General features: G+C 31.1%; 27 protein-coding genes and 1 tRNA gene. 19 read left to right on the top strand and 9 right to left on the bottom strand.

The window, feature by feature from the left end:
* The 7 genes from DUT90_RS03600 (at window position 1) to groL (ending at window position 5,407) form a co-directional block, all read left to right on the top strand.
* Window positions 1–342: a hypothetical protein gene (locus DUT90_RS03600; protein WP_114425448.1), complete on the top strand. Its 342-nt coding sequence runs from the start codon at window positions 1–3 to the stop codon at window positions 340–342.
* A 3-nt stretch (window positions 343–345) separates the two neighbouring features.
* Window positions 346–1,572 (top strand): sigma 54-interacting transcriptional regulator, encoded by a 1,227-nt coding sequence (locus DUT90_RS03595; protein ID WP_114425446.1) that lies wholly within the window; start codon window positions 346–348, stop codon window positions 1,570–1,572.
* Between the two features lie 4 nt (window positions 1,573–1,576).
* Window positions 1,577–2,083: an LptE family protein gene (locus DUT90_RS03590; protein ID WP_114425648.1), complete on the top strand. Its 507-nt coding sequence runs from the start codon at window positions 1,577–1,579 to the stop codon at window positions 2,081–2,083.
* 11 nt (window positions 2,084–2,094) lie between these two features.
* Window positions 2,095–2,886, top strand: coding sequence for a hypothetical protein (locus tag DUT90_RS03585; RefSeq protein ID WP_114425444.1), 792 nt, complete (start codon window positions 2,095–2,097; stop codon window positions 2,884–2,886).
* Window positions 2,883–3,212, top strand: coding sequence for a preprotein translocase subunit SecG (secG, locus tag DUT90_RS03580; protein ID WP_114425442.1), 330 nt, complete (start codon window positions 2,883–2,885; stop codon window positions 3,210–3,212). The genes DUT90_RS03585 and secG overlap by 4 nt, the downstream gene beginning before the upstream one ends.
* Before the next feature lie 173 nt (window positions 3,213–3,385).
* On the top strand, window positions 3,386–3,661 hold the full coding sequence (groES, locus tag DUT90_RS03575; RefSeq protein ID WP_109405488.1) for a co-chaperone GroES: 276 nt from the start codon (window positions 3,386–3,388) through the stop codon (window positions 3,659–3,661).
* A gap of 108 nt (window positions 3,662–3,769) precedes the next feature.
* Window positions 3,770–5,407, top strand: a complete 1,638-nt coding sequence (gene groL, locus DUT90_RS03570; protein ID WP_114425440.1) for a chaperonin GroEL — start codon at window positions 3,770–3,772, stop codon at window positions 5,405–5,407.
* A 104-nt stretch (window positions 5,408–5,511) separates the two neighbouring features.
* Here groL and DUT90_RS03565 read toward each other — a convergent pair whose 3' ends face one another.
* The 6 genes from DUT90_RS03565 to xrtF form a co-directional block, all read right to left on the bottom strand.
* The gene (locus DUT90_RS03565; RefSeq protein WP_114425438.1) at window positions 5,512–6,228 is read right to left on the bottom strand and encodes a heavy-metal-associated domain-containing protein; all 717 of its coding nucleotides are present in this window, start codon (window positions 6,226–6,228) and stop codon (window positions 5,512–5,514) included.
* 68 nt (window positions 6,229–6,296) lie between these two features.
* Window positions 6,297–6,692, bottom strand: a complete 396-nt coding sequence (locus DUT90_RS03560) for a heavy-metal-associated domain-containing protein (protein WP_114425646.1) — start codon at window positions 6,690–6,692, stop codon at window positions 6,297–6,299.
* 131 nt (window positions 6,693–6,823) lie between these two features.
* Window positions 6,824–9,067 carry a TonB-dependent receptor domain-containing protein gene (locus tag DUT90_RS03555; RefSeq protein WP_114425436.1) on the bottom strand — a complete coding sequence of 748 codons (2,244 nt, stop codon included), beginning with the start codon at window positions 9,065–9,067 and terminating at the stop codon, window positions 6,824–6,826.
* Between the two features lie 77 nt (window positions 9,068–9,144).
* Complete coding sequence (locus DUT90_RS03550) at window positions 9,145–9,537, bottom strand: HYC_CC_PP family protein (protein ID WP_258848493.1); 393 nt, start codon at window positions 9,535–9,537, stop codon at window positions 9,145–9,147.
* Window positions 9,538–9,577: 40 nt separating this feature from the next.
* On the bottom strand, window positions 9,578–10,009 hold the full coding sequence (locus DUT90_RS03545) for an exosortase F system-associated membrane protein (protein WP_114425434.1): 432 nt from the start codon (window positions 10,007–10,009) through the stop codon (window positions 9,578–9,580).
* Complete coding sequence (gene xrtF / locus DUT90_RS03540) at window positions 10,006–10,542, bottom strand: exosortase family protein XrtF (protein WP_114425432.1); 537 nt, start codon at window positions 10,540–10,542, stop codon at window positions 10,006–10,008. Before xrtF ends, DUT90_RS03545 begins: the two co-directional genes overlap by 4 nt.
* Before the next feature lie 51 nt (window positions 10,543–10,593).
* On the opposite strand from xrtF, the gene DUT90_RS03535 reads away from it, so the two are divergent.
* The 7 genes from DUT90_RS03535 to rodA all read left to right on the top strand — a co-directional run bounded on the left by DUT90_RS03535 (window position 10,594) and on the right by rodA (window position 18,632).
* The gene (locus tag DUT90_RS03535; protein ID WP_114425430.1) at window positions 10,594–11,046 is read left to right on the top strand and encodes a GAF domain-containing protein; all 453 of its coding nucleotides are present in this window, start codon (window positions 10,594–10,596) and stop codon (window positions 11,044–11,046) included.
* 88 nt (window positions 11,047–11,134) lie between these two features.
* Window positions 11,135–11,263, top strand: a complete 129-nt coding sequence (locus DUT90_RS13470) for a hypothetical protein (protein ID WP_258848492.1) — start codon at window positions 11,135–11,137, stop codon at window positions 11,261–11,263.
* A 257-nt stretch (window positions 11,264–11,520) separates the two neighbouring features.
* Complete coding sequence (purH, locus tag DUT90_RS03530) at window positions 11,521–13,047, top strand: bifunctional phosphoribosylaminoimidazolecarboxamide formyltransferase/IMP cyclohydrolase (protein WP_114425429.1); 1,527 nt, start codon at window positions 11,521–11,523, stop codon at window positions 13,045–13,047.
* A gap of 70 nt (window positions 13,048–13,117) precedes the next feature.
* A complete protein-coding gene (locus DUT90_RS03525; protein WP_114425427.1) occupies window positions 13,118–14,146 on the top strand; it encodes a rod shape-determining protein in 1,029 nt (342 codons plus the stop codon).
* Between the two features lie 15 nt (window positions 14,147–14,161).
* A complete protein-coding gene (gene mreC, locus DUT90_RS03520; RefSeq protein ID WP_114425425.1) occupies window positions 14,162–14,989 on the top strand; it encodes a rod shape-determining protein MreC in 828 nt (275 codons plus the stop codon).
* 495 nt (window positions 14,990–15,484) lie between these two features.
* The gene (gene mrdA / locus DUT90_RS03510; protein ID WP_114425422.1) at window positions 15,485–17,371 is read left to right on the top strand and encodes a penicillin-binding protein 2; all 1,887 of its coding nucleotides are present in this window, start codon (window positions 15,485–15,487) and stop codon (window positions 17,369–17,371) included.
* A complete protein-coding gene (rodA, locus tag DUT90_RS03505; protein WP_114425420.1) occupies window positions 17,352–18,632 on the top strand; it encodes a rod shape-determining protein RodA in 1,281 nt (426 codons plus the stop codon). Before mrdA ends, rodA begins: the two co-directional genes overlap by 20 nt.
* 80 nt (window positions 18,633–18,712) lie before the next feature.
* Here the strand turns inward: rodA and rpsT are convergent, their stop codons facing one another.
* From rpsT to proS, 3 genes are all read right to left on the bottom strand, one after another.
* The gene (gene rpsT, locus DUT90_RS03500; protein ID WP_114425418.1) at window positions 18,713–18,964 is read right to left on the bottom strand and encodes a 30S ribosomal protein S20; all 252 of its coding nucleotides are present in this window, start codon (window positions 18,962–18,964) and stop codon (window positions 18,713–18,715) included.
* Between the two features lie 32 nt (window positions 18,965–18,996).
* Window positions 18,997–19,068 (bottom strand) — tRNA-Glu (locus tag DUT90_RS03495).
* Between the two features lie 86 nt (window positions 19,069–19,154).
* Complete coding sequence (gene proS, locus DUT90_RS03490; protein ID WP_114425417.1) at window positions 19,155–20,630, bottom strand: proline--tRNA ligase; 1,476 nt, start codon at window positions 20,628–20,630, stop codon at window positions 19,155–19,157.
* A 155-nt stretch (window positions 20,631–20,785) separates the two neighbouring features.
* On the opposite strand from proS, the gene DUT90_RS03485 reads away from it, so the two are divergent.
* The 5 genes from DUT90_RS03485 (at window position 20,786) to DUT90_RS03465 (ending at window position 25,956) form a co-directional block, all read left to right on the top strand.
* Window positions 20,786–22,030, top strand: coding sequence for a hypothetical protein (locus tag DUT90_RS03485; RefSeq protein WP_114425415.1), 1,245 nt, complete (start codon window positions 20,786–20,788; stop codon window positions 22,028–22,030).
* Window positions 22,031–22,065: 35 nt separating this feature from the next.
* The gene (locus DUT90_RS03480) at window positions 22,066–23,490 is read left to right on the top strand and encodes an OmpP1/FadL family transporter (protein ID WP_114425413.1); all 1,425 of its coding nucleotides are present in this window, start codon (window positions 22,066–22,068) and stop codon (window positions 23,488–23,490) included.
* A 109-nt stretch (window positions 23,491–23,599) separates the two neighbouring features.
* Window positions 23,600–24,508, top strand: coding sequence for a NifU family protein (locus DUT90_RS03475; protein WP_114425642.1), 909 nt, complete (start codon window positions 23,600–23,602; stop codon window positions 24,506–24,508).
* A 9-nt stretch (window positions 24,509–24,517) separates the two neighbouring features.
* Window positions 24,518–25,246: a bifunctional demethylmenaquinone methyltransferase/2-methoxy-6-polyprenyl-1,4-benzoquinol methylase UbiE gene (gene ubiE, locus DUT90_RS03470; protein WP_114425411.1), complete on the top strand. Its 729-nt coding sequence runs from the start codon at window positions 24,518–24,520 to the stop codon at window positions 25,244–25,246.
* A 2-nt stretch (window positions 25,247–25,248) separates the two neighbouring features.
* Complete coding sequence (locus DUT90_RS03465) at window positions 25,249–25,956, top strand: porin family protein (protein ID WP_114425409.1); 708 nt, start codon at window positions 25,249–25,251, stop codon at window positions 25,954–25,956.
* Window positions 25,957–25,965 lie beyond the last annotated feature (9 nt).

The following is a 25,965-nucleotide window of genomic DNA, read 5'->3' as shown; positions in this document are numbered from 1 at the left end:
ATGAGTGTGTTTAATTTTCATAATAAAACTTTTTACTTAGTAGAAAACTCTAAAAATGGAAAAGTAAATGCAGATACTGTTTTTAACTATCAACAAGAAGACAATATCGTAACCGCTAATTATTCTGGAGGAACCGTAAAACACGGAAAAATAATTGCAACACTTGATAATGATATTTTACATATGCTATACCAATGTGTTACACTAGAAAATGAATTAAAAGCAGGAAAAGCTACTGCAAAAATTAGTTTTACCAAAAGTAATAAAATGTTATTAAAACTAAATCGGCAATGGCTTACAGGAAAACTTGAAAAAGGAGTTTCTGAATATATAGAGAAATAGACTATGGAAAATTTACAAGCTTTAAAACAACGTTTTGGTATTATAGGAAACGATATCCACCTAAACAGAGCCTTAGAAAAAGCAGTAAGAGTTGCTCCTACTGATATTTCTGTTTTAGTTACTGGAGAAAGTGGAGTTGGTAAAGAAAGTATTCCAAAAATTATACACTCATTATCACATAGAAAACATGCAAAATACATTGCTGTAAACTGCGGTGCTATTCCTGAAGGAACCATAGACAGTGAATTATTTGGACACGAAAAAGGAGCATTTACAGGAGCAACACAAGACAGAAAAGGATATTTTGAAGTTGCTGATGGCGGAACCATTTTTTTAGATGAAGTTGGCGAATTACCATTAACTACCCAAGTGCGTTTACTTCGTGTTTTGGAAAACGGAGAATTTATTAAAGTGGGTTCTTCTAAAGTATTAAAAACCAATGTTAGAATTGTTGCAGCTACAAATGTTAACATGCAGTATGCAATTGAAAAAGAAAAGTTTAGAGAAGATTTGTATTACAGATTAAGTACTGTAGAAATAAGTTTACCAGCACTAAGAGATCGTAACCAAGACATTCATCTACTATTTAGAAAATTTGCATCAGATTTTGCTCAAAAATACAGAATGCCTTCAATACGCTTAGATGACAATGCTGTAAATATATTATTGAATTATTCTTTTCCAGGAAATATACGTCAGTTAAAAAACTTAGCAGAACAAATTTCAGTTATCGAAGAAGAAAGAACAATTACAGCACTAAAACTAAAACAATATTTACCTGACAACAACGGTAATTTACCTGCCATTGTTGGCGGTAACAAAAAAGAAAATGATTTTTCTTCAGAACGAGATATCATGTATAAAATCTTGTTTGATATGCGTAATGACATCAACGATCTAAAAAAATTGACTTTAGATTTGATGAAAAACGGCAATATAGAAGAAGTACAAGAAGAACATCATAGGTTGATAGAAAAAATATATGGCAACCAAGATACTGAGAAAACCAATGTAGAAGTTTTAAATATACCTCAAAACTCTTCTACAGAAAAAGAGTACGATTTTATTGAGACAATTGAAGAAGATGAATCGTTATCTTTACAAGACAAAGAAATAGAAATGATTAAAAAATCATTAGAAAAAAATAACAACAAACGAAAGTTGGCCGCTAAAGAATTAGGTATTTCAGAGAGAACCTTATATAGAAAAATTAAACAGTATGATTTATAATCACATGAAAAGAATATTATTTATCAGTTTTTTTACAATAAGTTCACTTGTATTAGTAGGTTGTGGGGTATATTCTTTTACAGGAGGAAGTACAGGTGACGCAAAAACGCTTCAGGTAGATTTTTTCCCTAATCAAGCTTCTTTAATAGAGCCTATTCTTAGCCAGCGTTTTACACAAGATTTACAAGATTTATTTTTAAGACAAACTAATTTAACGCTAACCAAATCTAACGGAGATTTGTATTTTAGTGGAGAAATTACAGGTTATAGAGTTACACCAATGAGTGCAAATTCTAACCAAACCGCATCACAAAACAGACTTACAATAACTGTTAATGTTAGGTATGAAAATAAGAAAGACGAAAAGAAAGATTTTGAACAACAATTCTCTTTTTATTCAGATTTTGCTGCCAATGCTCAATTGTCTGGTGGGGTTTTAGAGGCTGCTCTAGATGAGATTTTAGAAAGAATTACGCAAGATATTTTTAATGCTTCTGTTGGAGGCTGGTAACCAAATATATTTTGAATACAGACAGATTTACATCAATTTTAAAACACCAAGAAACTATCGGGCACATAGATACGGTAGAATTAAAATCTATTGTAGAAAAATTTCCATATTTTCAAGCTGCTAGAGCACTGTATTTAAAAGGATTAAAAAACAAAGACAGCTTTAAATATAACAACGAATTAAAGTTAACTGCTGCCTATACATCAGACAGAACAGTACTTTTTGATTTTATCACTTCTAACAATTTTAACGCACAAAAAGAGGGCATTCATAAACAGATTTCAAACAAAATCTTAGCAGAAACAAAAAACACTTTTGCTGCAGAAAAAGTAAGCCACACCAAAACTGATGACAATGCTAAAATTATAAACCAAAGCACCCAAGAAACTAAAAAGCTTCAATTAGGAACACCTATTTCTTTTAATTCAACAGAAAGTTACTCTTTTAATGAATGGTTAAAGTTATCTACCAAAAAACCTATTGAAAGATCAAAAACAGAAAAATTAGTAACAAAAACTATAAAACCGACATCTAAAAAAGTAGCGCTCATTAATAGATTTATAGAAGAAAACCCTAAGATAGAATCGCTTCCGAAGGGTAAAAATATTACAATACCTATAAAAGAAAACAAACAAGACGCTGCATTAATGACAGAAACGTTGGCTAAAGTGTATTTAGAACAAAAAAAATATGAAAGTGCAGTACAGGCCTACAGAATTTTAAGTTTGAAATATCCAGAAAAAAGTGGTTTCTTTGCAGACCAAATTAAAAGAGTACAAATTTTACAAAAAAATAAATTATGAGTTATACAGCATTTTTAATCTTAATTTTGATTGTAGCTATCGCTCTAATCTTAATAGTTATGGTTCAAAATCCTAAAGGAGGAGGATTATCTTCTTCTTTTGGTGGTGGCGCTCAGTCTTTGGGTGGTGTACAAAACACAAATAACTTTTTAGACAGAACTACATGGACCTTAGCCATAGCTATGTTTGCTTTAATTTTATTAGCAAATTTTGCCATTCCTAGAGACGGTGAAAACAATTTTAAATTAGACAACACTTTAGAAGGTGTAGAAACTTCTGCACCTGTTGAAGATACTACTCCTTTAACAACTAACGATAGTATCTAAGTAAAAAATACAATACCAAAAATGCCAACGAAAATGACACGTTGGCATTTTTTTTTGCTTTAAATTCAATTAGAAAATAATCCAAAGAAAAATTGTCAGTTTTTTGCACATGGCATAATTTCTGTCAAATTAGTTGAAGAAAATTAATTTATTAAATCAAAATTTATATAAAAATGAGTGTAAACATTAAACCTTTAGCAGACAGAGTTCTTGTAGAACCTGCCCCAGCAGAAACAAAAACAGCTTCAGGAATCATTATCCCTGATAATGCCAAAGAAAAACCGCAAAAAGGAACTGTTGTTGCCGTTGGTAATGGTAAAAAAGATGAGCCTTTAACCGTTAAAGTTGGAGATACCGTTTTATATAGCAAATACGGTGGAACAGATTTAAAGTTAGAAGGTACAGATTATTTAATGATGCGAGAATCTGATATTTTAGCAATTATTTAAAAAAATCGATTTGCTTTTGGCGATTTGCCTTAGCAAGAAAAACAAAAATTAGTAAAATCTTTTTAGCGAACAGCCAAGTGCTACAAGCTAAATGCAAAATTTAAAAAAATGGCAAAAGATATAAAATTTGATATAGAAGCTAGAGATGGTTTAAAACGTGGTGTAGACGCTTTAGCAAATGCTGTAAAAGTAACTTTAGGACCAAAAGGAAGAAATGTAATTATTTCTAAATCTTTTGGTGCTCCAACAGTAACCAAAGATGGTGTTTCTGTTGCAAAAGAAGTTGAGTTAGAAAACGAGCTTGAAAACATGGGAGCTCAAATGGTTAAAGAAGTAGCCTCTAAAACAAATGACTTAGCTGGAGACGGAACAACAACTGCAACTGTTTTAGCTCAGGCTATCGTAAAAGAAGGGTTAAAAAATGTAGCGGCAGGTGCAAACCCTATGGATTTGAAACGCGGAATTGACAAAGCTGTTGAAGCTATAGTATCTGACTTAGAAAAGCAAACTCAAAAAGTTGGTAATTCTTCTGATAAAATTCAACAAGTTGCCTCTATTTCTGCAAATAACGATGCTGTTATAGGAGATTTAATTGCCACTGCTTTTGGTAAAGTAGGTAAAGAAGGAGTTATTACTGTAGAAGAAGCTAAAGGAACAGATACGTATGTAGATGTTGTAGAAGGTATGCAGTTTGATAGAGGATATTTATCTCCTTACTTTGTAACTGATGCTGATAAAATGATTGCTGATTTAGAAAATCCTTACATTTTATTATTTGACAAAAAGATTTCTAACTTACAAGAAATTCTTCCAATTTTAGAACCTGTTGCTCAATCTAGCAGACCTTTATTAATTATTGCTGAAGACGTTGATGGACAAGCCTTAGCTACTTTAGTAGTAAACAAATTAAGAGGTGGATTAAAAATTGCTGCTGTTAAAGCTCCTGGTTTTGGAGATAGAAGAAAAGCGATGTTAGAAGACATTGCTATTTTAACAGGCGGTACTGTAATTTCTGAAGAAAGAGGATTTTCTTTAGAAAATGCAACTTTAGATTTATTAGGTACTGCAGAAACGGTAACTATAGATAAAGACAACACTACAATTGTAAATGGTTCTGGTGATGCAGAAGCTATTAAAGCTAGAGTAAACCAAATTAAATCTCAAATAGAAACAACAACTTCTGACTACGATAAAGAAAAACTACAAGAACGTTTGGCTAAATTAGCTGGCGGTGTTGCTGTTTTATATGTTGGTGCTGCTTCTGAAGTAGAAATGAAAGAAAAGAAAGATAGAGTTGACGATGCTTTACACGCTACAAGAGCAGCTGTAGAAGAAGGTATTGTTGCTGGTGGTGGTGTTGCTTTGGTTAGAGCTAAAAAAGTGTTAGAAAAATTAGCTACAGATAATTTAGACGAAACTACAGGTGTACAAATTGTAAACAAAGCTATTGAAGCACCTCTAAGAACTATCGTAGAAAATGCAGGTGGTGAAGGCTCTGTTGTAATCAACAAAGTATTAGAAGGTAAAAAAGATTTTGGTTATGATGCTAAATCTGACAATTACGTAGATATGCTAGATGCCGGAATTATAGATCCTAAAAAAGTAACTAGAGTCGCTTTAGAAAATGCAGCCTCTGTTGCTGGTATGATTTTAACTACAGAATGTGCTTTAGTTGACATTAAAGAAGATGCTCCTGCTGGTGGCGGAATGCCTCCAATGGGTGGTGGAATGCCAGGGATGATGTAAATCAACACTATTGATAAGTGATATTTTTTATCAAAAAAATTACTATTAAAAAAAATCCGATTGAAGTTTCAATCGGATTTTTTTTGTAATTATATTATATACAATTAGAACATATCAATCAACATAAAAACTGCCATTACAATCATAATTGTATTTTCTATAAAAGTTGCTTTTGTCATTGGTAAATTAAGCACAGATCCTAAACAAGCGCATTGTATTGCCTGTTTATTTATCAAAGATTTTGTTACGCCTATTGTTGTAATTCCTAAAATAATTAAAGTAAAAACTAAGGCTACTGATGTTTGAATTCTCATCAGAAAGAAAACACCTAAACATAATTCTATAAATGGATAAATTAGACCGTATTTATATATTTTTTTAGCAACAGGATCATACATTGCAAAACTTGTTGCAAAACCTTTAATATCTAACAATTTAAAAAAACTAAAAACTACGTAAAACAACCCCATAAAAGTCAACATAAACTCAGAAATACTCCATGGGTTTGTATGTATTAAAATAGATGCTGTGGTAATGAACCCAAAAATTAAAAATAATGGGTAAAGTTGTTTTAGCGTAGATTTTTCTTCTGCATCAGGTAAACCTGAATGAACAGTTGTTTTTTCTGAAACTGTATATTTTTTACCAATAATTGTTTGTATTTCTGATTTAGAAATTTTTGACTCTGACGCTACAATAGCTTCTTTTTTATCTAAATCTACAATTGCATTAGTTACTTTATCAAAAGTATTTAAGGCATTTTCTACAGAAGACCTGCACCCTTGACAGGTCATTCCATCAATATTAAATATTTGTTTCATCACTATAAAAATAAAAAATCTCTAAAATTATAACCTTAGATTATGTAGCACTTTAATTTATGTAATGCTTAGTCGTTTTTAGTTTCTTTGTGGTCTTGTATCACTTTTTCTTCTCTATATTTACAACAAGGATGCACCGCATTGTATGCCTTTGCTGGTGCTATTATCTTTTTCTCTTTGGTTAGAACTATATCATGACCAACTTCTGTAATGTTCTTCTGTACCTTGTTTACTTCAGTTTTATGTTCATCTATAATTAAGTTTAGTTGATGTGTTGCAGGATTCCAAAGCGCAAATTTTACACCTTTTGTTTTTAGGGCTGCTGTTTCTATTCTTTTTTTACACATACCACAAACTCCGTCTACTTCAAAAGTAACTTTAGCATTTCTTTTCTTTTTTACGTCTTGCGCTTGTATTGAAAACGCAATACACAACAATACTATTCCTATTATGTTTTTTTTCATTTTTTTATGTTTTAACGTGTCTTCAAGTAATTTTAAAATTAAAAAGAAGTAGGAAAACATATCCTCTTCTACTAAATTTAATTTACATGACACATTTTGTTAATTATTGATACTATTTATCTCTGAGTGCGTTATTTTACTTTAAATCGTAATCCTAAATAAACAGCACGTCCAAAAATAGGAGCATACACTATTGTGGTATCAAAATTTGCACCAAAAGGATTATCGCTACCTATAATAGGGTTTTCCTGCTGTACATTTGTTATATTTTCTCCACCAACATAAATTTCAAAGCGTTTGGAAAATACTTTAGTTACTTGCGCATTTAATAATTGATAAGTACTTGAAAACTCAGGCAATTGATACTGAGTTGTATTTGAACTTGTATCAGGCAATCGTTGTGTACCTATAATATTAAACGTTGTATCAAACCTCCATTGTTGTCCATTATCTTTAATTTCTGTTTCATAAGACAGGTTTGCGAAAAAACGAGTTCTTGGCTGAATAGGTTTTTGTAAATTTCCACTTTTAAAATCTGTAGAAACATCAAAATATTTAAATGCTGTTCTTAAATTAAATCGTTTTGCTATATTATAACTCACTTCTGCTTGAAAACTACTTGCACTACTTTTACCATCTAGATCGTAAAAGGAAATTTCTTGAGGATTTTCCCAATCTACAACAATTTGATTTTGAAAATCTGTTTGATAAAAATCAAAAGTAATATCTCCTCTCCTATCAAAAATCTTAAATTTTTGCATGTAAGAAATCCCGTAATTCCATGCTATTTCAGGGTTTAATCCGTAAATATTACCCCCAACATCATCTATACTAATTTGTCTAGAACTCGCAAATAATTGCTGATTTTCTGCAAAAATATTAGCACTTCGTTTACCTCTTCCTATAGAAGTTCTAAGTACGCCGTTTTTCCAAGGTACATATCTCAAATGCAAACGTGGCGTAATAAAATTACCTAATAAATTATGTGTATCTACACGAATACCAGCCGTTATGCTAAAATTATCTAAATTATCATAAGCATATTCAAAAAAGGCCCCTAAAGATTGTTCTTTTCTTTTAAAAGTACGCACATCTACAAGTTCATCGTATACATCTAAAGTAAAACTAAGTCCTGTTTTAAATTTGCTTCTAGTATCCCCTATTATCGAATTGAAAATTAGATTAGAATATACACTCTCGTGCTGAATGTCATAAGTTCTTAATCCGAAATAAGAGTCTTGTTGATGATTACTATATGCCATTTGAAAACCTATACTTTGGTATGGCAACTCAGGAAAAACATAACCTAACTTTGCAGAAGCATCAAAACGCTTGGTTTCAATTTCACTACCCCAACTATTTTGTGTACCGCGATCTATATCTGGATTAAAATTTAATTCTCCTGTTTGCTTTTCATCATTCAGAAAACGAAAATTTAGAAAACTTACCCAACCTTTTTCTGCATCTGTAAATTGCCAACGGTTCATAACGTTTATTTGATTTGCTAAAGGTATATCTAAAAAGTTATCTCCGTTTCTATCAAATTTTTGTCCTCTATGGTTACCATGAATATACAAACCTGTTTGCCATTTGTCTGATACATTTTGGTTAAAATGAGTATTTAATTCTAGCCTTCCGTTTACAGAAGAGTAGGTGTTTACAAAGAATTTATTATCAGAAAAGGGCTTTACCAATTCTGCATTTATTTGTCCAGAAATACTTTCAAATCCGTTAACAACAGAACCTGCTCCTTTACTAATTTGAATACTTTCTACCCATGTGCCTGGTGTAAATGTGAGCCCAAAAACTTGACTCGCACCTCTTACCGAAGGTATATTTTCTTGGGTAATTAATAAATACGGACTCGTTAACCCTAACATTTCAATTTGTCTTGTACCCGTTAAAGCATCAGAAAAACTAATATCTATAGACGGATTTGTTTCAAAACTTTCTGCTAAATTACAGCAAGCAGCTTTTAACAATTCTTCAGAGTTTACAGTAAATACATTTGCTGTTGTTAAGGTTGAGCGAAACGTACTTTTCTTTTCGGCTCTAACCGTTACTTCTTCTAACTCACTTTCTGGAGTTAAAAAATAGTGAATGGGCTTTGCCTCATTTATAGCAATTGTATCTGTTTTAAAACCCAAATAACTAACTATTAGATTTTTATATTCTGGCTTGTAAGAGATTACAAACCATCCTTTTGCATTTGTAATGGCACTTACACTAGTGTTTAACCAGTGTACAGTTGCACCTTCTACACCTAAATTATCTTTAGGGTTTTCTCTATCCATAATCATCCCTTTTAAGGATGTTTGAGAAAAATTAAGTAGCGGAGCAAGCAGAAGAAAACTGCTTACTAAATATTTTTTCATTACGTTTTAGATTTAATTTAAAAACATGATTTTTTTGGCATCTAAAAATGATGCTTGTTCTATGTTAAAAAATTAAATCAGATTAAAAATGATTGGTGTAATACCTGAAAGTTTTTAGGTATATCTGGTGGAGGAAAATCTATATGAATGACCTTATCTGACTCATCTACAACAAATAAATCTTGATAAGAGATGTAAAAAGCGACTAAAAACTGTGTTTTCTCAAAATCAAAATTATGAGAGGTAAACTGCTGCAATTCATCTTGACCTTCTATTTGGTACACTTCATCTTTACAACATTTACTTTTTGATGCTTTCATTACTGTTGTGCAATCATCTGCATCACCTGTAAAAGAAACGTCCATCAAAAAATCACCACAGTAATGCTTTTCTACTGTAAAAGAAAAAGTAGAAAACAACACAAACAGTGCAAGTATAATTGACGTTATTTTTACAAAAACTTGTTTCACATTACAAATGTACACTTTGAAAATTTAAAATGATGTTAAATTATTCTTTACTAAGCCTTTGGTAATAGAACGCCGGTAACAACAGCAACAAAAACAAAGGGTGTATGATAAATCTTCTGACATAAAATGGTAGTAAATATCCATCTGCAAAATTATTTCTTAATAAGAATACAAAAGCCGCTATCAAAATAATAAATGCTATTGTAAAAAAAACTATAGAAAACTTTAGGTATTCTTTTTTTTGAAAAACAACCCAAATAATGCCTAGAGATACCAAAGAATTTAATATATACCTGTATAACATGTGCATTAACAAATGCCAAGTATCTATTTTTGGTAAAGAGGTATGCAGGTAATCGTTTTTAAAATAAACCGCTAAAGGATCATAAAATACAACCTTACCATAAGCTCTTATAATAAGAAATAAAGAAAATAAAATACCCAAAAATGTTATTTTTACGTACTTATTCATTTTTTAAAATTCGAAAATTTATTAACCCAAATTATCCAAAGTAGAAAAACTGTTCCATAAATAATAGCAGGAAACACTAGGTCATGTAAAATTTCTACTTTATGCGGATATTTATAAATCATTACAGTTAAAAAGGCAATTCTTAATACGTTTATAATATAAATAAAAAGACTTCCTAATAGAACATAAACTAGTGTAACTTGTAAACTACCCGAAAAGGCCACAACAAAAGCTATAAATAAAATAATTATACTTATTGAGTTGCACCCCTCTATAACACGTGCCGTATAACTATCTTCAACAATAAGTTGAATAGAAAGTTCTTTATCATTTTGTATCGCTTTTACGTTGTAGTCAAAAAAAGTTAAGACTTCTATAGTTTGATCTGCAACTGCTTTTGTTATTGAAGATGTTTTAAAACTACCTTCTTTTTGCTGAGATTTATGTAAGTAAAAATTATAAACAGATACTAATATAAAATAGGTCACAAAAAATTTAATCAAGAAAATGATAATATTTTTATGTTTTCTCACAATATATTTTAGATTAATTTTGCTACTTAATTACAATAACGAATATACAAAATGAATATAAATATTTTACAGAAACAGGTTGATATTATTATTGCTTCAAACTCATCAACAGCAGAAAAATTACAAAGCATTTGTGATTATTTAGAGAATGAGATTTCTTATTACGATTGGGTAGGATTCTATTTTAAAAACGGAGATAAAGAAGAATTAAAACTTGCACAATATACAGGAGAGGAAACAGAACACACTATCATACCGTTTGGTAGAGGTATTTGTGGTCAAGTAGCCGTAAGCAATCAAAACTTTGTGGTTCAAGATGTAAGTGCACAGGACAATTACATTTCATGTGGATGGAAGGTAAAATCAGAAATTGTAATTCCTATTTTTGTAAACGGAGAAAATATTGGGCAAATAGACATAGACTCTCATACTAAAAACACTTTTACAGCAAAAGATGAAGAACTCCTGGAATATATTTGTAAAAAAATTTCAATGATTTTATAATTTTCTTGCTTTTTAAGAGATTTTTTATATATTTGTTTCATCGTTTAAGATAAATATTTTAATTCTAATATCATTAACCCCCTAAATAATGAGAAAAGAACATACTACACCGTTGGTTGCATCAGGCAACTTATCTAGAAACTTTAAAGTAAAGAAACAATCTTTTTTAGAACGATGCGTGCATTGGTTTAGAGACTTTGTTGAAAATGCAGAGTAAGTTTTTTATTTATTTTTTATTTATTTAAACCCCTAAATTATGAGAAAACAACCCTCCAGCATTTTGCTGAAAATGCTACCGTTTTTGCAAAAAAAGCAAGACCGAAGAACCCCTAGAGACTACTCAACTCTTGTAGAACATTTTAAAACCCGATTTCAAGTAGAATAGTTGTTAACTATTTGCTCTTTTTGTTACTATCTTTTATTGCCTTGAAAGAATGCTTTTATTAAATTTGCAGGCTTAACAAGACAACAGAAATGAGCACTTCAAAAACAATTAAATCCGCATTAATTTCGGTATTTCACAAAGATGGTTTAGAACCTATTGTGAAAAAATTAAATGAGTTAAACGTAACCATCTACTCTACAGGAGGAACAGAAAGGTTTATTAAAGATTTAGGAGTAAATGTAATTCCTGTAGAAGATGTTACGTCATATCCATCTATTTTGGGAGGTCGTGTAAAAACGTTACACCCAAAAGTTTTTGGAGGTATTTTAAACAGACAAGACCATGAAGGTGATGTTGCTGAGTTGGCGGAGTACAACATTCCGCAAATAGATTTAGTAATTGTTGATTTGTACCCATTTGAAAAAACAGTTGCTTCTGGAGCATCTGAACAAGATATTGTAGAAAAAATAGATATTGGTGGAATATCTTTAATTAGAGCTGCTGCTAAAAATTTTAAAGATACGTTTATTGTTTCTTCTATGGAGCAATATGACGAGTTCCTAGAAGTAATCTCTAAAAACAACGGAGAAACAACTCTTGCACAAAGAAAGAAATTTGCTGCTAAATCTTTTAATGTTTCCTCTCATTATGACACTGCAATTTTCAATTATTTTAATGAGGATGAAGTAGTTCTAAAAACCAGTGAACAAAACTCTAAAGTATTACGATATGGAGAAAACCCGCACCAAAAAGGATACTTTTTCGGAGATTTAGAAGCTATGTTTGATAAATTGCATGGTAAAGAGTTGAGCTACAACAATCTTTTAGATGTAGATGCAGCCGTTAATTTAATTGAGGAGTTTAAAGGAGAAGCACCAACCTTTGCTATTTTAAAACACAACAATGCTTGTGGTTTTGCGCAAAGAGATACTATAAAAAAAGCATATATAGATGCTTTAGCCGGTGATCCTGTTTCTGCTTTTGGAGGTATTTTGATTGCAAACACAGAAATTGATGCAGATACTTCCAATGAGATTCATTCTTTATTTTGTGAAGTAGTTATAGCACCTTCATTTTCTGAAGAAGCATTAACCATCTTAAAAGGAAAGAAAAATAGAATTATTTTAGTTCAAAAAGAAGTTGCATTACCTAAAACTACAGTAAGAACTTGTTTAAACGGAACTTTGGTTCAAGATAAAGATAACATTACAGATAAGTTAGAAGATTTAAAATATGTAACCAACCACAAACCATCTGAAAGTGAGTTAGATGATTTGTTATTTGCCTCTAAACTATGTAAAAACACAAAATCTAACACAATAATTTTAGTTAAAAACAAACAATTGTTAGCTGGCGGAACAGGGCAAACAAGTAGAGTTGACGCACTAAATCAAGCTATTGAAAAAGCCAATTCTTTTGGTTTTGACTTAAACGGAGCTGTTATGGCTAGTGATGCATTTTTCCCTTTCCCCGATTGTGTAGAAATTGCTGATAAAGCAGGAGTTAAAAGTGTCATACAACCAGGAGGTTCTATTAAAGATCAACTAAGTATAGATTATTGTAATGAAAATGACTTGTCTATGGTAATGACAGGAACAAGACACTTTAAACATTAAATAAATTATATGTAATTCACAAACAGAAATTTAGTAAGTTTGTAAGAGTACATCAAAATAAAGATATTTTATGGGTTTTTTCGATTTTATGACGGAAGATATTGCGATTGATTTAGGAACCGCAAATACTTTAATAATCCACAATGGAAAAGTGGTTATTGACAGTCCGTCTATTGTTGCAAGAAATAGAATCTCTGGCAATATCATTGCAATTGGTAAAGAAGCCAATTTAATGCAAGGAAAAACCCATGAAAATATCAAGACAATTCGTCCTTTAAAAGACGGAGTTATCGCAGATTTTGAAGCTTCAGAACAAATGATTAAAGAATTTGTAAAGCAAATTCCTTCTATCAAAAAGAAGCTTTTTCCACCCGCATTACGTATGGTAATTTGTATTCCTTCTGGAATTACTGAAGTAGAAAAACGAGCCGTTCGTGATTCTGCAAAACACATGAATGCAAAAGAAATTTATTTAATTTATGAACCTATGGCTGCTGCGATTGGTGTTGGCATAGATATTATGGAGCCAAAAGGTAACATGATTATAGATATAGGTGGAGGAACTACAGAGATTGCCGTAATAGCATTAGGAGGTATTGTTTGTGATCAATCTGTAAAAGTTGCTGGTGATTTATTTACCAGTGACATTATGTATTACATGCGTACACAACACAATTTGCATGTTGGAGAAACTACTGCAGAAAAAATAAAAATTCAAATTGGAGCTGCTACAGAAGATTTAGAAACACCACCAGAAGAAATGTTGGTTCAGGGTAGAGACTTATTAAGTGGTAAACCTAAACAAGTTCAAGTTTCTTTTAGAGAAATTGCCAAAGCATTAGATAAATCTATTTTAAGAATTGAAGATGCGGTTATGGAAACTCTATCTAAAACTCCACCGGAGTTAGCCGCAGACATATATAATACGGGTATTTACTTAGCAGGCGGAGGTTCTATGTTACGAGGTTTAGACAAACGTTTGTCTAGAAAAACAGACTTACCTGTTTATGTTGCTGAAGATCCGTTGAGAGCAGTTGTGCGTGGAACAGGAATTGCTTTAAAAGAATTAAACAAGTACAAAAATGTGTTAATGAAATAGCAGTACCCTCTAGCAATGCAACAGATTATCTATTTTTTTCAGAAGTTTAAGTATTTTCTGTTTTTCTTATTGTTAGGATTCATTGCCCTTACTTTTACGTTTAATAATTTAAATTACCACAAAAGTAAATTTGTAAACTCAGCAAACTTTGTTACTGGTGGTTTGTATTCACAAGCTTCAAGTATTTCTGAATACTGGAACTTAAAATCAGAAAATAAAATCCTCGCAGAAGAAAATACACGATTAAAAAATCTTTTAGAAAAAAAGAGTTTTGCAGTTATCGATAGTGATTCTACAGTTACAGATTCTATAAAATACCATCAAAAATACACTTACACAACAGCTAAAGTTATCAAAAATAGTTACAGTAAAAACTTTAATTTTCTAACCATTAACAAAGGTCAAAATGATGGTGTTTTTAAAGAAATGGCTGTTGTAAATAGTAAAGGAGTTATTGGTATTACTGATAGTCCATCAAATGGGTATTCCACAGTACAATCTATTCTAAATAGAAACAGTAAAATAAATGCGCGCTTAAAAAACAGCAATTACTTTGGTTCTTTAGGTTGGGATGGAATTCATTATAATATTGTGCAACTCTCTGATATTCCTAGGCAAGCACCTCTTAAAATTGGAGATACAATTGAAACTGGTGGAATGTCAACTATTTTTCCTGAGGGAATTTTAATTGGTGTTGTTTCTAAAATTAATAAAGGAAATACAGCAGACAATAAAGTTGATGTTACTTTATTTAATGATATGAGTAACTTAGGCTATGTGTACGTAATTAAAAATTTAGATAAAGTAGAAATTAAATCTTTAGAAGCGCTTCAGGATGAATAAACCTTTAAACCTTCCAATATTATTCTTCTCATTGCTCTTGCTACAAGTATTTATTCTGAATAACATCTTGTTTCTAGGGTATATAAACCCATATTTATACATTGCGTTTGTTTTTTTATACCCTCTAAAAGAAAATAGAATCCCTTTTCTATTTTATAGTTTTTTACTGGGAGTTTCTGTTGATTTTTTTTCGGACTCAGGTGGAATTCATGCCTTTTCAATTATTGTAATTGCTTATGTAAGATTATTTTTTGTTCGCTTATATTTTAGAAAAGTAGTTGCAGATTATCCTTTTTTCAATTTAAAATCAGAAGCTTTTGGTAAAGTTTTTAACTATGTAACAACTTTAACAATTATACATCATCTTATCTATTTTTCTTTTATTAATTTTAGTTTTCAAAATATATCAGTAGTTTTACTAAATACACTTTACTCAAGTATTTTTACACTGATATTATTTTTCTTAGGAACTTATATTTTTACCAAAAAATAATAATGCAAAGAAGTTTTATACTTTACTTTTTAATTACACTGGTGGGTGTTGTTTTTATTGGAAGACTCTTTCAATTGCAAATTGTAAAAGGCTCAAATTATGACCCAATACGAAATTCTGCTGTAAAAATTGAATATGATTACCCAGAAAGAGGATATATTTACGATAGAAACAGAAAACTCTTAGTTGCCAATGAACTTTCTTATGACGTTATGGTGCAACCCAACCAAGTAAAATCTATAGATACTTTAGAGTTTTGTAATCTTTTAAAGATTGATAAAAAAAGCTTCTTAAAAAGACTTGATAAAGCAAAAAAATATGCTTCTTACCTACCTTCTGTTTTTTTAAAACAATTGGCAAAAGAAGACTTTGCTTATTTACAAGAAAAACTTCATAAATACCAAGGCTTCTATATTCAAAAAAGAATTATAAGAGAATACCCATTTAATGCTGCGGCTAATGTTTTGGGTTACATTGGAGAAGTTAGCGAAGCTCTAGCTATAAAGAGCAACTATTACGAAGCTGGAGAATTGATAGGCAAAGATGGCATTGAACGCCAATATGAAAGTTTCTTAAGAGGTGAAAAAGGTAAAAAGTACTTACAACGAAACAATCTTAACAAAGTAACCGGTAGTTATAAAAATGGTGTTTTTGACACATTACCAGAAAATGGAAAAGACCTTACGCTAACGCTTGATATAGATTTACAACGCTATGGTCAAAAATTAATGTCTGGCAAAAGAGGAGGAATTGTAGCAATAGAACCTGCAACCGGAGAAATATTAGCCTTAATCACAGCTCCCTCCTATAACCCTAACATGTTAGTTGGACGAAAACGTTCTAAAAACTCTGTATTACTTTTTAATGACACCGTTAGTAAACCTTCTTTTGATAGAGGCCTTTTAGCTGCTTATCCACCTGGTTCTCCATTTAAAATGATGAATGCTCTCATAGGACTTCAAGAGGGTGTTATCAATGAAAAAACACATTTCTTTTGCTATAATGGTTACAAATACGGAAGGTCTAAAGATGCTTTTATGGGATGTCATTGTGGTATTTATGCTAAACCCATTCGGTTAAAAACTGCTATAGCAAGATCTTGTAATAGCTATTTTTCTAATACTTATAAAAGGATAGTTGAAAAAGATAACAAACCCTCTGCCGGATTAGATAGTTGGCATAAGCATGTAACTAGTTTTGGGTTGGGAAATTATCTAGGATACGACTTACCTGCAGGAAGCCCTGGTTTAATACCTGATGGTAAATATTACGATAAATGGTACAAATATTCTTGGAATGCTTCTACAAATATATCAAATGCTATTGGGCAAGGAGAAATTTTAACAACTCCTATTCAACTCGCAAATTTTACAGCTGCTATTGCAAATAAAGGTTTTTTTTACACCCCACATATATTAAAAGAAGTAAGTAAAAGGGCAATAGATAATCCAAAATACACTACTTCAAAACAAACGACTATAGATTCAAAACATTTTTCACCTGTTATAGAGGCGATGCATCAGGTATTTAAAACAGGTACAGGTAAATGGAGTCAAGTAGACGGAATTGATATTTGTGGAAAAACAGGAACTGCAGAAAATTTTGCGATAATAGATGATCAAAAAATACAACTTCCAGACCACTCCATATTAGTTGCTTTTGCACCCAAGGAAAATCCTAAAATTGCATTGGCTATTTTTGTGGAGAATGGAGGTTACGGATCTACAATTGCAGCACCTATAACAAGTCTTATGATTGAAAAATATTTGAACGGAAAGATATCTGACAAAAATAGATATAGAGAAAAGAACATGTTAAACTTAAGTTTAGAAGATATTTACGCTAAATTAAATCAAAAACCAGAAGAATTTGCGTCAGGAACGAAATAATATTTTTGTCGGTATAGATTGGATATTGATTATTCTTTTTATCATTCTTGTTTGCTTTGGTTGGATGAACATTTACGCGGCTTCAAAAGCAGATGAAGATTTTCAACTTTTAAACTTTTCAACAAAATACGGAAAACAAGCCGTTTTTATTTTCTTAACAGTTCCGTTGATAGTTACAGTTCTCTTCTTTAATGCTAAGTTTTACGAACAATTTGCCAGTCTTTTTTATATCATTTCGCTGTTATCTCTTATAGGTTTATTTGTCTTTGGAAAAGAAATAAACGGAGCTAAATCTTGGTATAATTTTGGAGTACTAGGATTACAACCATCAGAATTTGTTAAAGCTTTTACAGCCTTAGCTGTAGCAAAATTACTAAGTGACAGACAATATAACTTAAAGCTCATAAAAAATCAAATCAAAGCATTTGTAATCATCTTTACACCAGCTCTATTAATTACGCTTCAACCAGATGCAGGTTCTGCATTAATTTACCTAGCATTCTTCTTTGTATTAAATAGAGAAGGTCTAACACTTAATTACCTTATTATAGGTACTATTGCTATTTTCATTTTTATTTTTTCTATACTTCTAGGTCCTACACTAATTTTAGCTATTCTATTAGGTTTAACAACTCTTATAATTACTTATATTACCTATAAATCTGGAAAAAGATTTTTACGGTTTAATTGGCTTAAAATTTTTGGTCTTTATGCTGTTATGAGTTTATTTATTTTTGGTACTAATTTCTCATACAACAACATCTTTAAACAACACCATAGAGACCGCTTTGAAATCCTTTTAGGCCTTAAAACCGACACAAAAACGATTGGTTATAATTCATATCAATCAGAACTCACTATAAGTTCTGGAGGATTTTCTGGTAAAGGTTTTTTAAATGGAGATATTACAAAAGGAGATTTTGTACCTGAACAACACACAGACTATATATTTAGTACTGTGGGAGAAGAATGGGGTTTTTTAGGAAGCAGTTTGGTAATTATTACCTTTATATTAATGCTTTTTAGAATTATTTATTTGGCAGACACTCACACAAATAAGTTTGGAAGAATTTACGGCTACAGTGTAGCATCTATACTCTTTTTTCATATTATTGTAAACATAGGTATGGTAATTGGCCTTTTGCCCACCGTAGGAATACCACTACCCTTTTTTAGTTATGGTGGTTCTTCTCTTTGGGGTTTTACAATATTACTCTTCATTTTTATAAGACTTGATGCACATAAAAATTACGATTGGTAAAAAAGTTTAAATAAAATTATAACAAAAAAAAAGCTCTAAATAAATTTAGAGCTTTTTTTTATATTTTATATTATTCTGCTTTATAAAGCAGCTACGTGTTTTGTTAATTTAGATTTTAAATTAGCTGCTTTATTCTTATGAATAATATTATTTTTAGCTAATTTATCTAACATAGAAATAACACTACCTAATTTCCCTTCGGCTTCCTTTTTATCTTCTATAGTACGTAAGTTTCTAACAGCATTACGAGTTGTTTTGTGCTGATATTTGTTACGTAACCTTTTTGCTTCGTTACTTCTAATTCTTTTTAATGCTGACTTATGATTTGCCATTACTTTTTTGTTTCTTTAAAATTAAAACTTTGTAGTCCGTACGGGAATCGAACCCGTGTTACCAGGATGAAAACCTGGCGTCCTAACCCCTAGACGAACGGACCATAACAATTAAATATCTCTCAATTGCGGATGCAAATATACAACGTTTTTTAAATTCTGCAATATTTTTTTATTTTTTTTTAAAATTTTAATAAGCTTTAGCAAAAAGTACTCTTTTTACAGAAGGTTTTCCTGTTAAAACACAAGCTCCTGACTCTTCTTTAGCCTCATTAGGAATACATCTAATGGTAGCTTTTGTATACTCTTTTATTCTATCTTCTGTTTCTTCTGTGCCGTCCCAATGTGCAGATACAAAACCTCCTTTTTTAATTGCTTTTTTAAACTCTTTAAAATCGTTTACAACTGTAGTATTTTCGCTTCTAAAATTTATTGCTTTTTGAAATAAATTTTCTTGAATTTCATCTAACAATTTCTCTACAACATCACTTACACCTGCTTGGTTTATAGTTTGCTTTTCAAAAGTATCTCTTCTTGCAATTTCTAAAGTTCCATTTTCTAAATCACGATTTCCTATTGCAATTCTTACAGGAACTCCTTTTAATTCATATTCTGCAAATTTTGCTCCAGGTCTAAAAGTATCTCTATTATCAAATTTTACAGAAATTCCTTTTTTACGCAACTCTTTTACAATTTCATTAACTTTCTTAGAAATAGCTTCTAATTGCTCTTCTCCTTTATAAATAGGAACAATTACAACTTGTATGGGCGCTAATTTAGGCGGTAATACCAAACCATTGTCATCTGAATGCGTCATGATTAATCCTCCTATCAAACGTGTAGACACTCCCCATGAAGTTGCCCAAACGTATTCTTGTTTACCTTCTTTAGAGGTAAATTTTACATCAAAAGCTTCTGCAAAATTTTGCCCTAAAAAATGGCTTGTACCTGCTTGCAGCGCTTTTCCGTCTTGCATTAAAGCTTCTATAGTATAAGTATCTTCTGCGCCAGCAAAACGCTCACTATCTGACTTTACCCCCTTAACAACAGGCATTGCCATAAAATTCTCAGCAAATTCTGCATATACATCTTGCATTTGTTTTGCCTCTATAACAGCTTCTGCCTTTGTTGAGTGGGCTGTATGCCCTTCTTGCCATAAAAATTCTGCCGTACGTAAAAACAAACGTGTTCTCATTTCCCATCTTACAACATTTGCCCATTGATTAATAAGTAATGGTAAATCTCTATAAGACTGAATCCAACCTTTATAAGTATTCCAGATAATAGCTTCAGATGTTGGTCTAACTACCAATTCTTCTTCTAATTTTGCTTCAGGATCTACTCGTAATTTTCCTTCATTATCAGGATCATTTTGAAGCCTGTAATGAGTAACAACCGCACATTCTTTGGCGAATCCTTCTGCATTTTTTTCTTCTGCTTCAAATAAACTTTTGGGTACAAAAAGTGGAAAATAAGCATTTTGATGACCTGTTTCTTTAAACATTCTATCTAACTCTGCTTGCATTTTCTCCCAAATAGCAAAACCATAAGGTTTAATAACCATACACCCTCTTACTGCTGAATTTTCTGCTAAGTCTGCTCTGACTACCAATTCATTATACCATTTAGAATAGTCATCAGTTCTTTTTGTTAAGTGTTTACTCATATTTAATAGTTTGGCACAAATATTGTTACTTTTTTAAGCGAAAGTTCTGTTAAAAATAATACTTGTATTTACAAAAACGGTACAAAATTAGTACATTTATAAGAGTTTATAGCAAGAATTTATCAATAAAATACAATCCTTTAAATCTCATCAATATGAAACAAGTAGATATAAATCCTAGATTAAATCAAATAGTACTGTTACTTGCTGTAAATTTTGTATTAATCTCTTGCGGAACGTATCAAAATGTTTCCTACAGTGATGGTATTTATGATGATACGCCTGTGGTTAGACAAACAGAAAAAGTAGTTGTAGCTAATGAAGAACAATATAATGATTACCAAGAAAATTACTTTTTAAGAAAATTAGATAGCTTAGAAAGAATAAATAATACTGATATTTTTACTAATGTTGATGATTACAACACTGTAGATACGATTTATGTTGACGAAAATGGCAACAATATAAACTATACTCCTAACCAACCATGGGGCTATAATGACAATAATGATGTAGTCGTAAACATCAACCAAAACCCTTATTTTAACGATCCTTGGTTATGGAATGGAGGATTTGGTTGGGGATTTAACAATTGGGGGTTTAATAATATCGCTTGGGGAGGTAACCCATGGAGGTTTGGGCGCTGGGGTGTTTGGGGAAATCCTTATTGGCATCCATACAATAATTTTTATGGTTTCGGAGGCGGATTTATAACTGGCCGCTGGGGATTCAACAATCGTTTTTTATATAACAGGTACTACACAAATTTTTACAGAAATTCCAGATATACCAGAAGACCAATATATAACACAACCAACAGAAGAGATGCTAATACCAATAGAACAAGCAGATCTGTAACATCTAGAAGAAATAGCTCTACAAACAATAGAACTTCTACTTCTACTAGAAGAGGCTCAACAACTACTTCACAGAGAAGGAGTACTACCACATCTAGACGTAGTTCTTACCCTACTTCTAGAAGAAGTTCTACAACAACACGAAGAAGCACAACACCTACAAGAAGAAGTTCATCTTCTAGAAGAGGTAATAACAGTGCAAGTATTAATAATACAAATAGAAGTAATAGACAAGTTGTTGTGGTTAGAAGAAACACTAATGGAAGTGCTAATAATACCGTAAGAAATAATACAAGAACCTACACTAGAAGTAATACCTCTTCAAGAAATAACAATACGGCGAGCTCATCAAACAACTCTAGAAGAAGTTATAACAAATCTTCTAATAACAATAGAAACACAAGACCATCATCTACAAGAAGTACATCTTCTAGATCGTCTTACAGAAATTCTTCAGGAAGTTCTTCTACTAGAAGAAGCGCTCCTAGTAGGAACAGTTCACGAAGTTCATCTTCTAGAAGTTCATCTCGAAGAAGAGGATAAAATTTAGATTATTTAACGACATCAATTTTAGCAACATGAAGAAAATTTTATCACTTGCGATGTTTATCGCTGTTACATTAACATCCTATTCTCAATCACTTGAGTTTAAAGATCTGGGAATTCTTTTCTCTCAAGATGACCAAAATGGATCTGCAAGATTTAGAGCTATGGGCGGTGCTTTTGGAGCTCTAGGAGGCGATCTTTCTGTTATGAATATAAATCCTGCTGGTATAGCCGTTTTTAATAACAGTTCTTTTTCAGGAACATTTAACTCTAGAGATACAGAAACTGCTACATTTTATGGTGATGCTAGTTTTAATGATAGGAGATCATTAAATTTTAGCAATAATTTTTTTAATCTCTCTCATGCTGGTGCGGTATTAGTGTTTGACAGTGCCTACTCTAATTCAGATTGGAGCAAGTTTGCGCTAGGTTTTAACTATAGAATTACAAAAGATTTTTCTGATAGTTTTGCAACCGAAGGTAATGCTGCAATTACTACTTTTGAGACAAATCCTAATGACACTAATGACCCACAAACAATCTTTAATTTTACTGATGGACAAGCTTTTGAAACTACCTTAAACGGTGATTTAACAGAGATAAATTTTGCATTTTCATCTGTTTACCAAAACAAAATATATGTAGGATTAGGTTTGAATTTTTATGATTTAAATTTTTCACAACAATCTTTGTTAACAGAATTAAATAGTAGCCAAGACAATAGATTGTTAGATGTTGAGCTGTCTCAAGAAAATTTTATTACAGGCACTGGCTTTTCTGCTAACCTTGGTTTTATATACAAATTAAGCAAACAATTTAGATTTGGTGCTTCTTATCAAACACCTACTTGGTTCAATGAAGTTATTCAAGAAACCAATTTTATTCCTAATGATGATACCAATTTTGGGGAAGTAACTTATTTTCCTGAAGAAGAAAATGCTTTTACAGAGTCTAACAATTTTCAATTATTAAATTACAGACTAAGAACACCAAGTAAATTAACAGGAAGTGCTGCATTTATATTTGGTAAAAATGGTCTTTTAAGTTTAGATTACATTATTAGAAATTATAATAATCTTAATTTTTCAGGAAACTTTTTTGCCCAAGACAACCAATTTTTTCAAAATCGTTTAAAAACTACACATTCTTACAATATTGGTACAGAATGGAGGCTTCAAAAATTTAGTGTAAGAGGCGGGTATAGCTTTGAAGAAAGTCCTTTTATAGACACGCCACTAACCAGTACTAATGTTCTTAATTTTAATGATGTAGAGGGTTATTCTTTTGGAGCTGGATATAATTTTGGTTCGTTTAAATTAGATTTTGCATATAGCGATAACAATAGAGAAAGTACATACAACCTTTATAACGGAATTGATGTTGGCAATGCACAACCTAGAGCAAATATAATTACTGACAACAGAATTGTTACAGCTACAATTACTATTAATCTTTAATGCTCTAAATTTGAATAGTTTTTATGTACAACACATCATTTATTTAACAAATTAAAAAGAGGTAAGTTTCCCTTTTTTGCCGTAATTTTGCAACTTAATTTTTAGAATGATGCAAGATGTAAAAATTACAATTCAAGAAACTACCAACAATACCATTATTAAATTTAACAGTAGTAAAATACTTATAAATGGTGGTAGTTATGAATATGCAAATATAGATGAAGCTAAAAACTCTCCTTTAGCACAACAATTATTTTACCTTCCTTTTATCAAAAAGGTATTTATAACTGCAAATTTTATTGCTGTACAACGTTATGATATTGTAGAATGGGGTGATGTACAAGATGAAATTAAAGAACAACTACAAAGTTATTTAAATGATAATGGTATTGTTGTTCATGAGGATACAGTTGCCACTAAAAAAGAACCAATAGAAGTTTATGCAGAGGCTACTCCAAACCCTTCAGTAATGAAATTTGGCACTAATAAACCTCTAACTCAGACTGACGTAGAGTATAAAAACATAGATGAAGCACATGCATCATCGCCTCTAGCGGTAGCTATTTTTAATTTTCCTTTTGTAAAAGAAGTATTTATCTCTGATAATTATATCTCTATTACAAAATATGACATGGTAGAATGGAAAGAAGTTTTTGCAGAAGTAAGATCTTTTATAAGAGAATACCTTGTTGAAGGAAAAATTATTATTGAAGAGCTACCAGAAGCATCAGAAAAAGTATCCGATACAAAAGAAACACAACCTGAAATAAAATTAGAAGGTATTTCTGCACAGATAGTAGACATTTTAGACGAATACATAAAACCTGCTGTAGCTGGTGATGGAGGCAATATAGCTTTTCGTTCTTATGATGAAAAAAACAAAATAGTTAGTGTTATTTTACAGGGAGCTTGTAGTGGTTGCCCTTCTTCTACTGCAACGTTAAAAAACGGAATAGAAAACTTACTAAAAGAAATGCTTCCTAACCAAATTAATGAAGTAGTTGCCCTTAACGGATAAATATATCATATGTCAAAAATCGTCAAGCCTTATAAAAACTCTGAACTTGGAAAAAAAGAACAAGTGGCACATATGTTTAATACCATTTCTAAAAACTATGATGGATTAAACAGAGTTATTTCTTTAGGAATTGATGTAAAATGGCGTAAAAAAGTTGTAAAAATTGTAGGTAAAGACAACCCAAAACAAATTTTAGATATTGCAACAGGAACAGGAGATTTAGCGCTGATGATGGCAAACTTACAACCTGACAGGATTGTAGGTTTAGACATTTCTGAAGGAATGTTAGAAGTAGGTAAACAAAAGATTGCTAAAGCTAATTTAGCTAAAAAGATAGAAATGGTTGTTGGAGATTCTGAAGACATGCCTTTTCAAGACAACACCTTTGATGCTATTACTGTTTCCTTTGGTGTCAGAAATTTTGCCAACCTAGACAAAGGTATTCGTGAAATAGCTAGAGTACTAAAACCATCAGGTGTTTTGGTTATCTTAGAAACTTCAAATCCAACAAAATTTCCTTTTAAACAAGGTTATAAATTTTATACTAATTTTATTTTACCTATTATTGGAAAACTTTTTTCAAAAGACAAGGTTGCTTATTCCTATTTGTCAGAATCTGCAAATTCTTTTCCTTTTGGAGAAGCATTTAACAATATTTTACAAAAAAATGGGTTTACAAATACAGATGATAAACCTGTAACTTTTGGAGTTGCTACAATTTACACTGCACGTCAATAAACATGAAAAATAAAATTTTAATAGTAGGTTATTTTCTTTTTGCCACGGCTACTTTTTTTGCGCAAAGAAAAAATGTTGATTATTTACCAACTTTTGATAAAAGGAAAGTACATTACGGATTTTACTTAGGCTTAAATCAAAATGATTTTAAGTTTAGTTTGAGAGACAACCCTAATGTACCAAATGCTAGTATCTCTGTTGAGCCTCAAGCGGGTTTTAATGTAGGTTTAATTGCTGATTTGCGCCTGCATAAAAATCTAAACTTACGTCTTGAACCTGGTTTAATGACCAATTCTAAAAGGTTAATTTTTAATAACGACTTAATCACCAGACCTCAAGATAGCGCTAGAGATGTAAGCTCTACCTATTTTCATGTTCCTTTATTGTTAAAATTTAGCACAGATAGATATAGAAACATACGACCTTACATCTTAGGTGGTATTTCTTATGATTACAATTTATCGAGCAATCAAGATAATCAAGACGATAATTCTGCAGGACAATTTAGAATGCAAACTCACAATTTTATGTATGAAGTTGGAATTGGAATTGACATTTACCTATACTTCTTTAAATTTTCACCGTCAATTAGAGGTGTTTTTGCGATAAACAATGAAGTTGTTTATGATGATGACCCTAACAGTAGATGGACTGCTCCTATAAATTTCATGGGTACTAGAGGTGTATTTCTAAGTTTTGCTTTTGAGTAATTTATCAGT

It is taken from the genome of Polaribacter sp. WD7, assembly GCF_003335085.1.
Taxonomy (GTDB): domain Bacteria; phylum Bacteroidota; class Bacteroidia; order Flavobacteriales; family Flavobacteriaceae; genus Polaribacter.
Note: the sequence above shows the minus strand (reverse complement) of the source record. Positions and strands in the feature narration are given on the sequence as shown.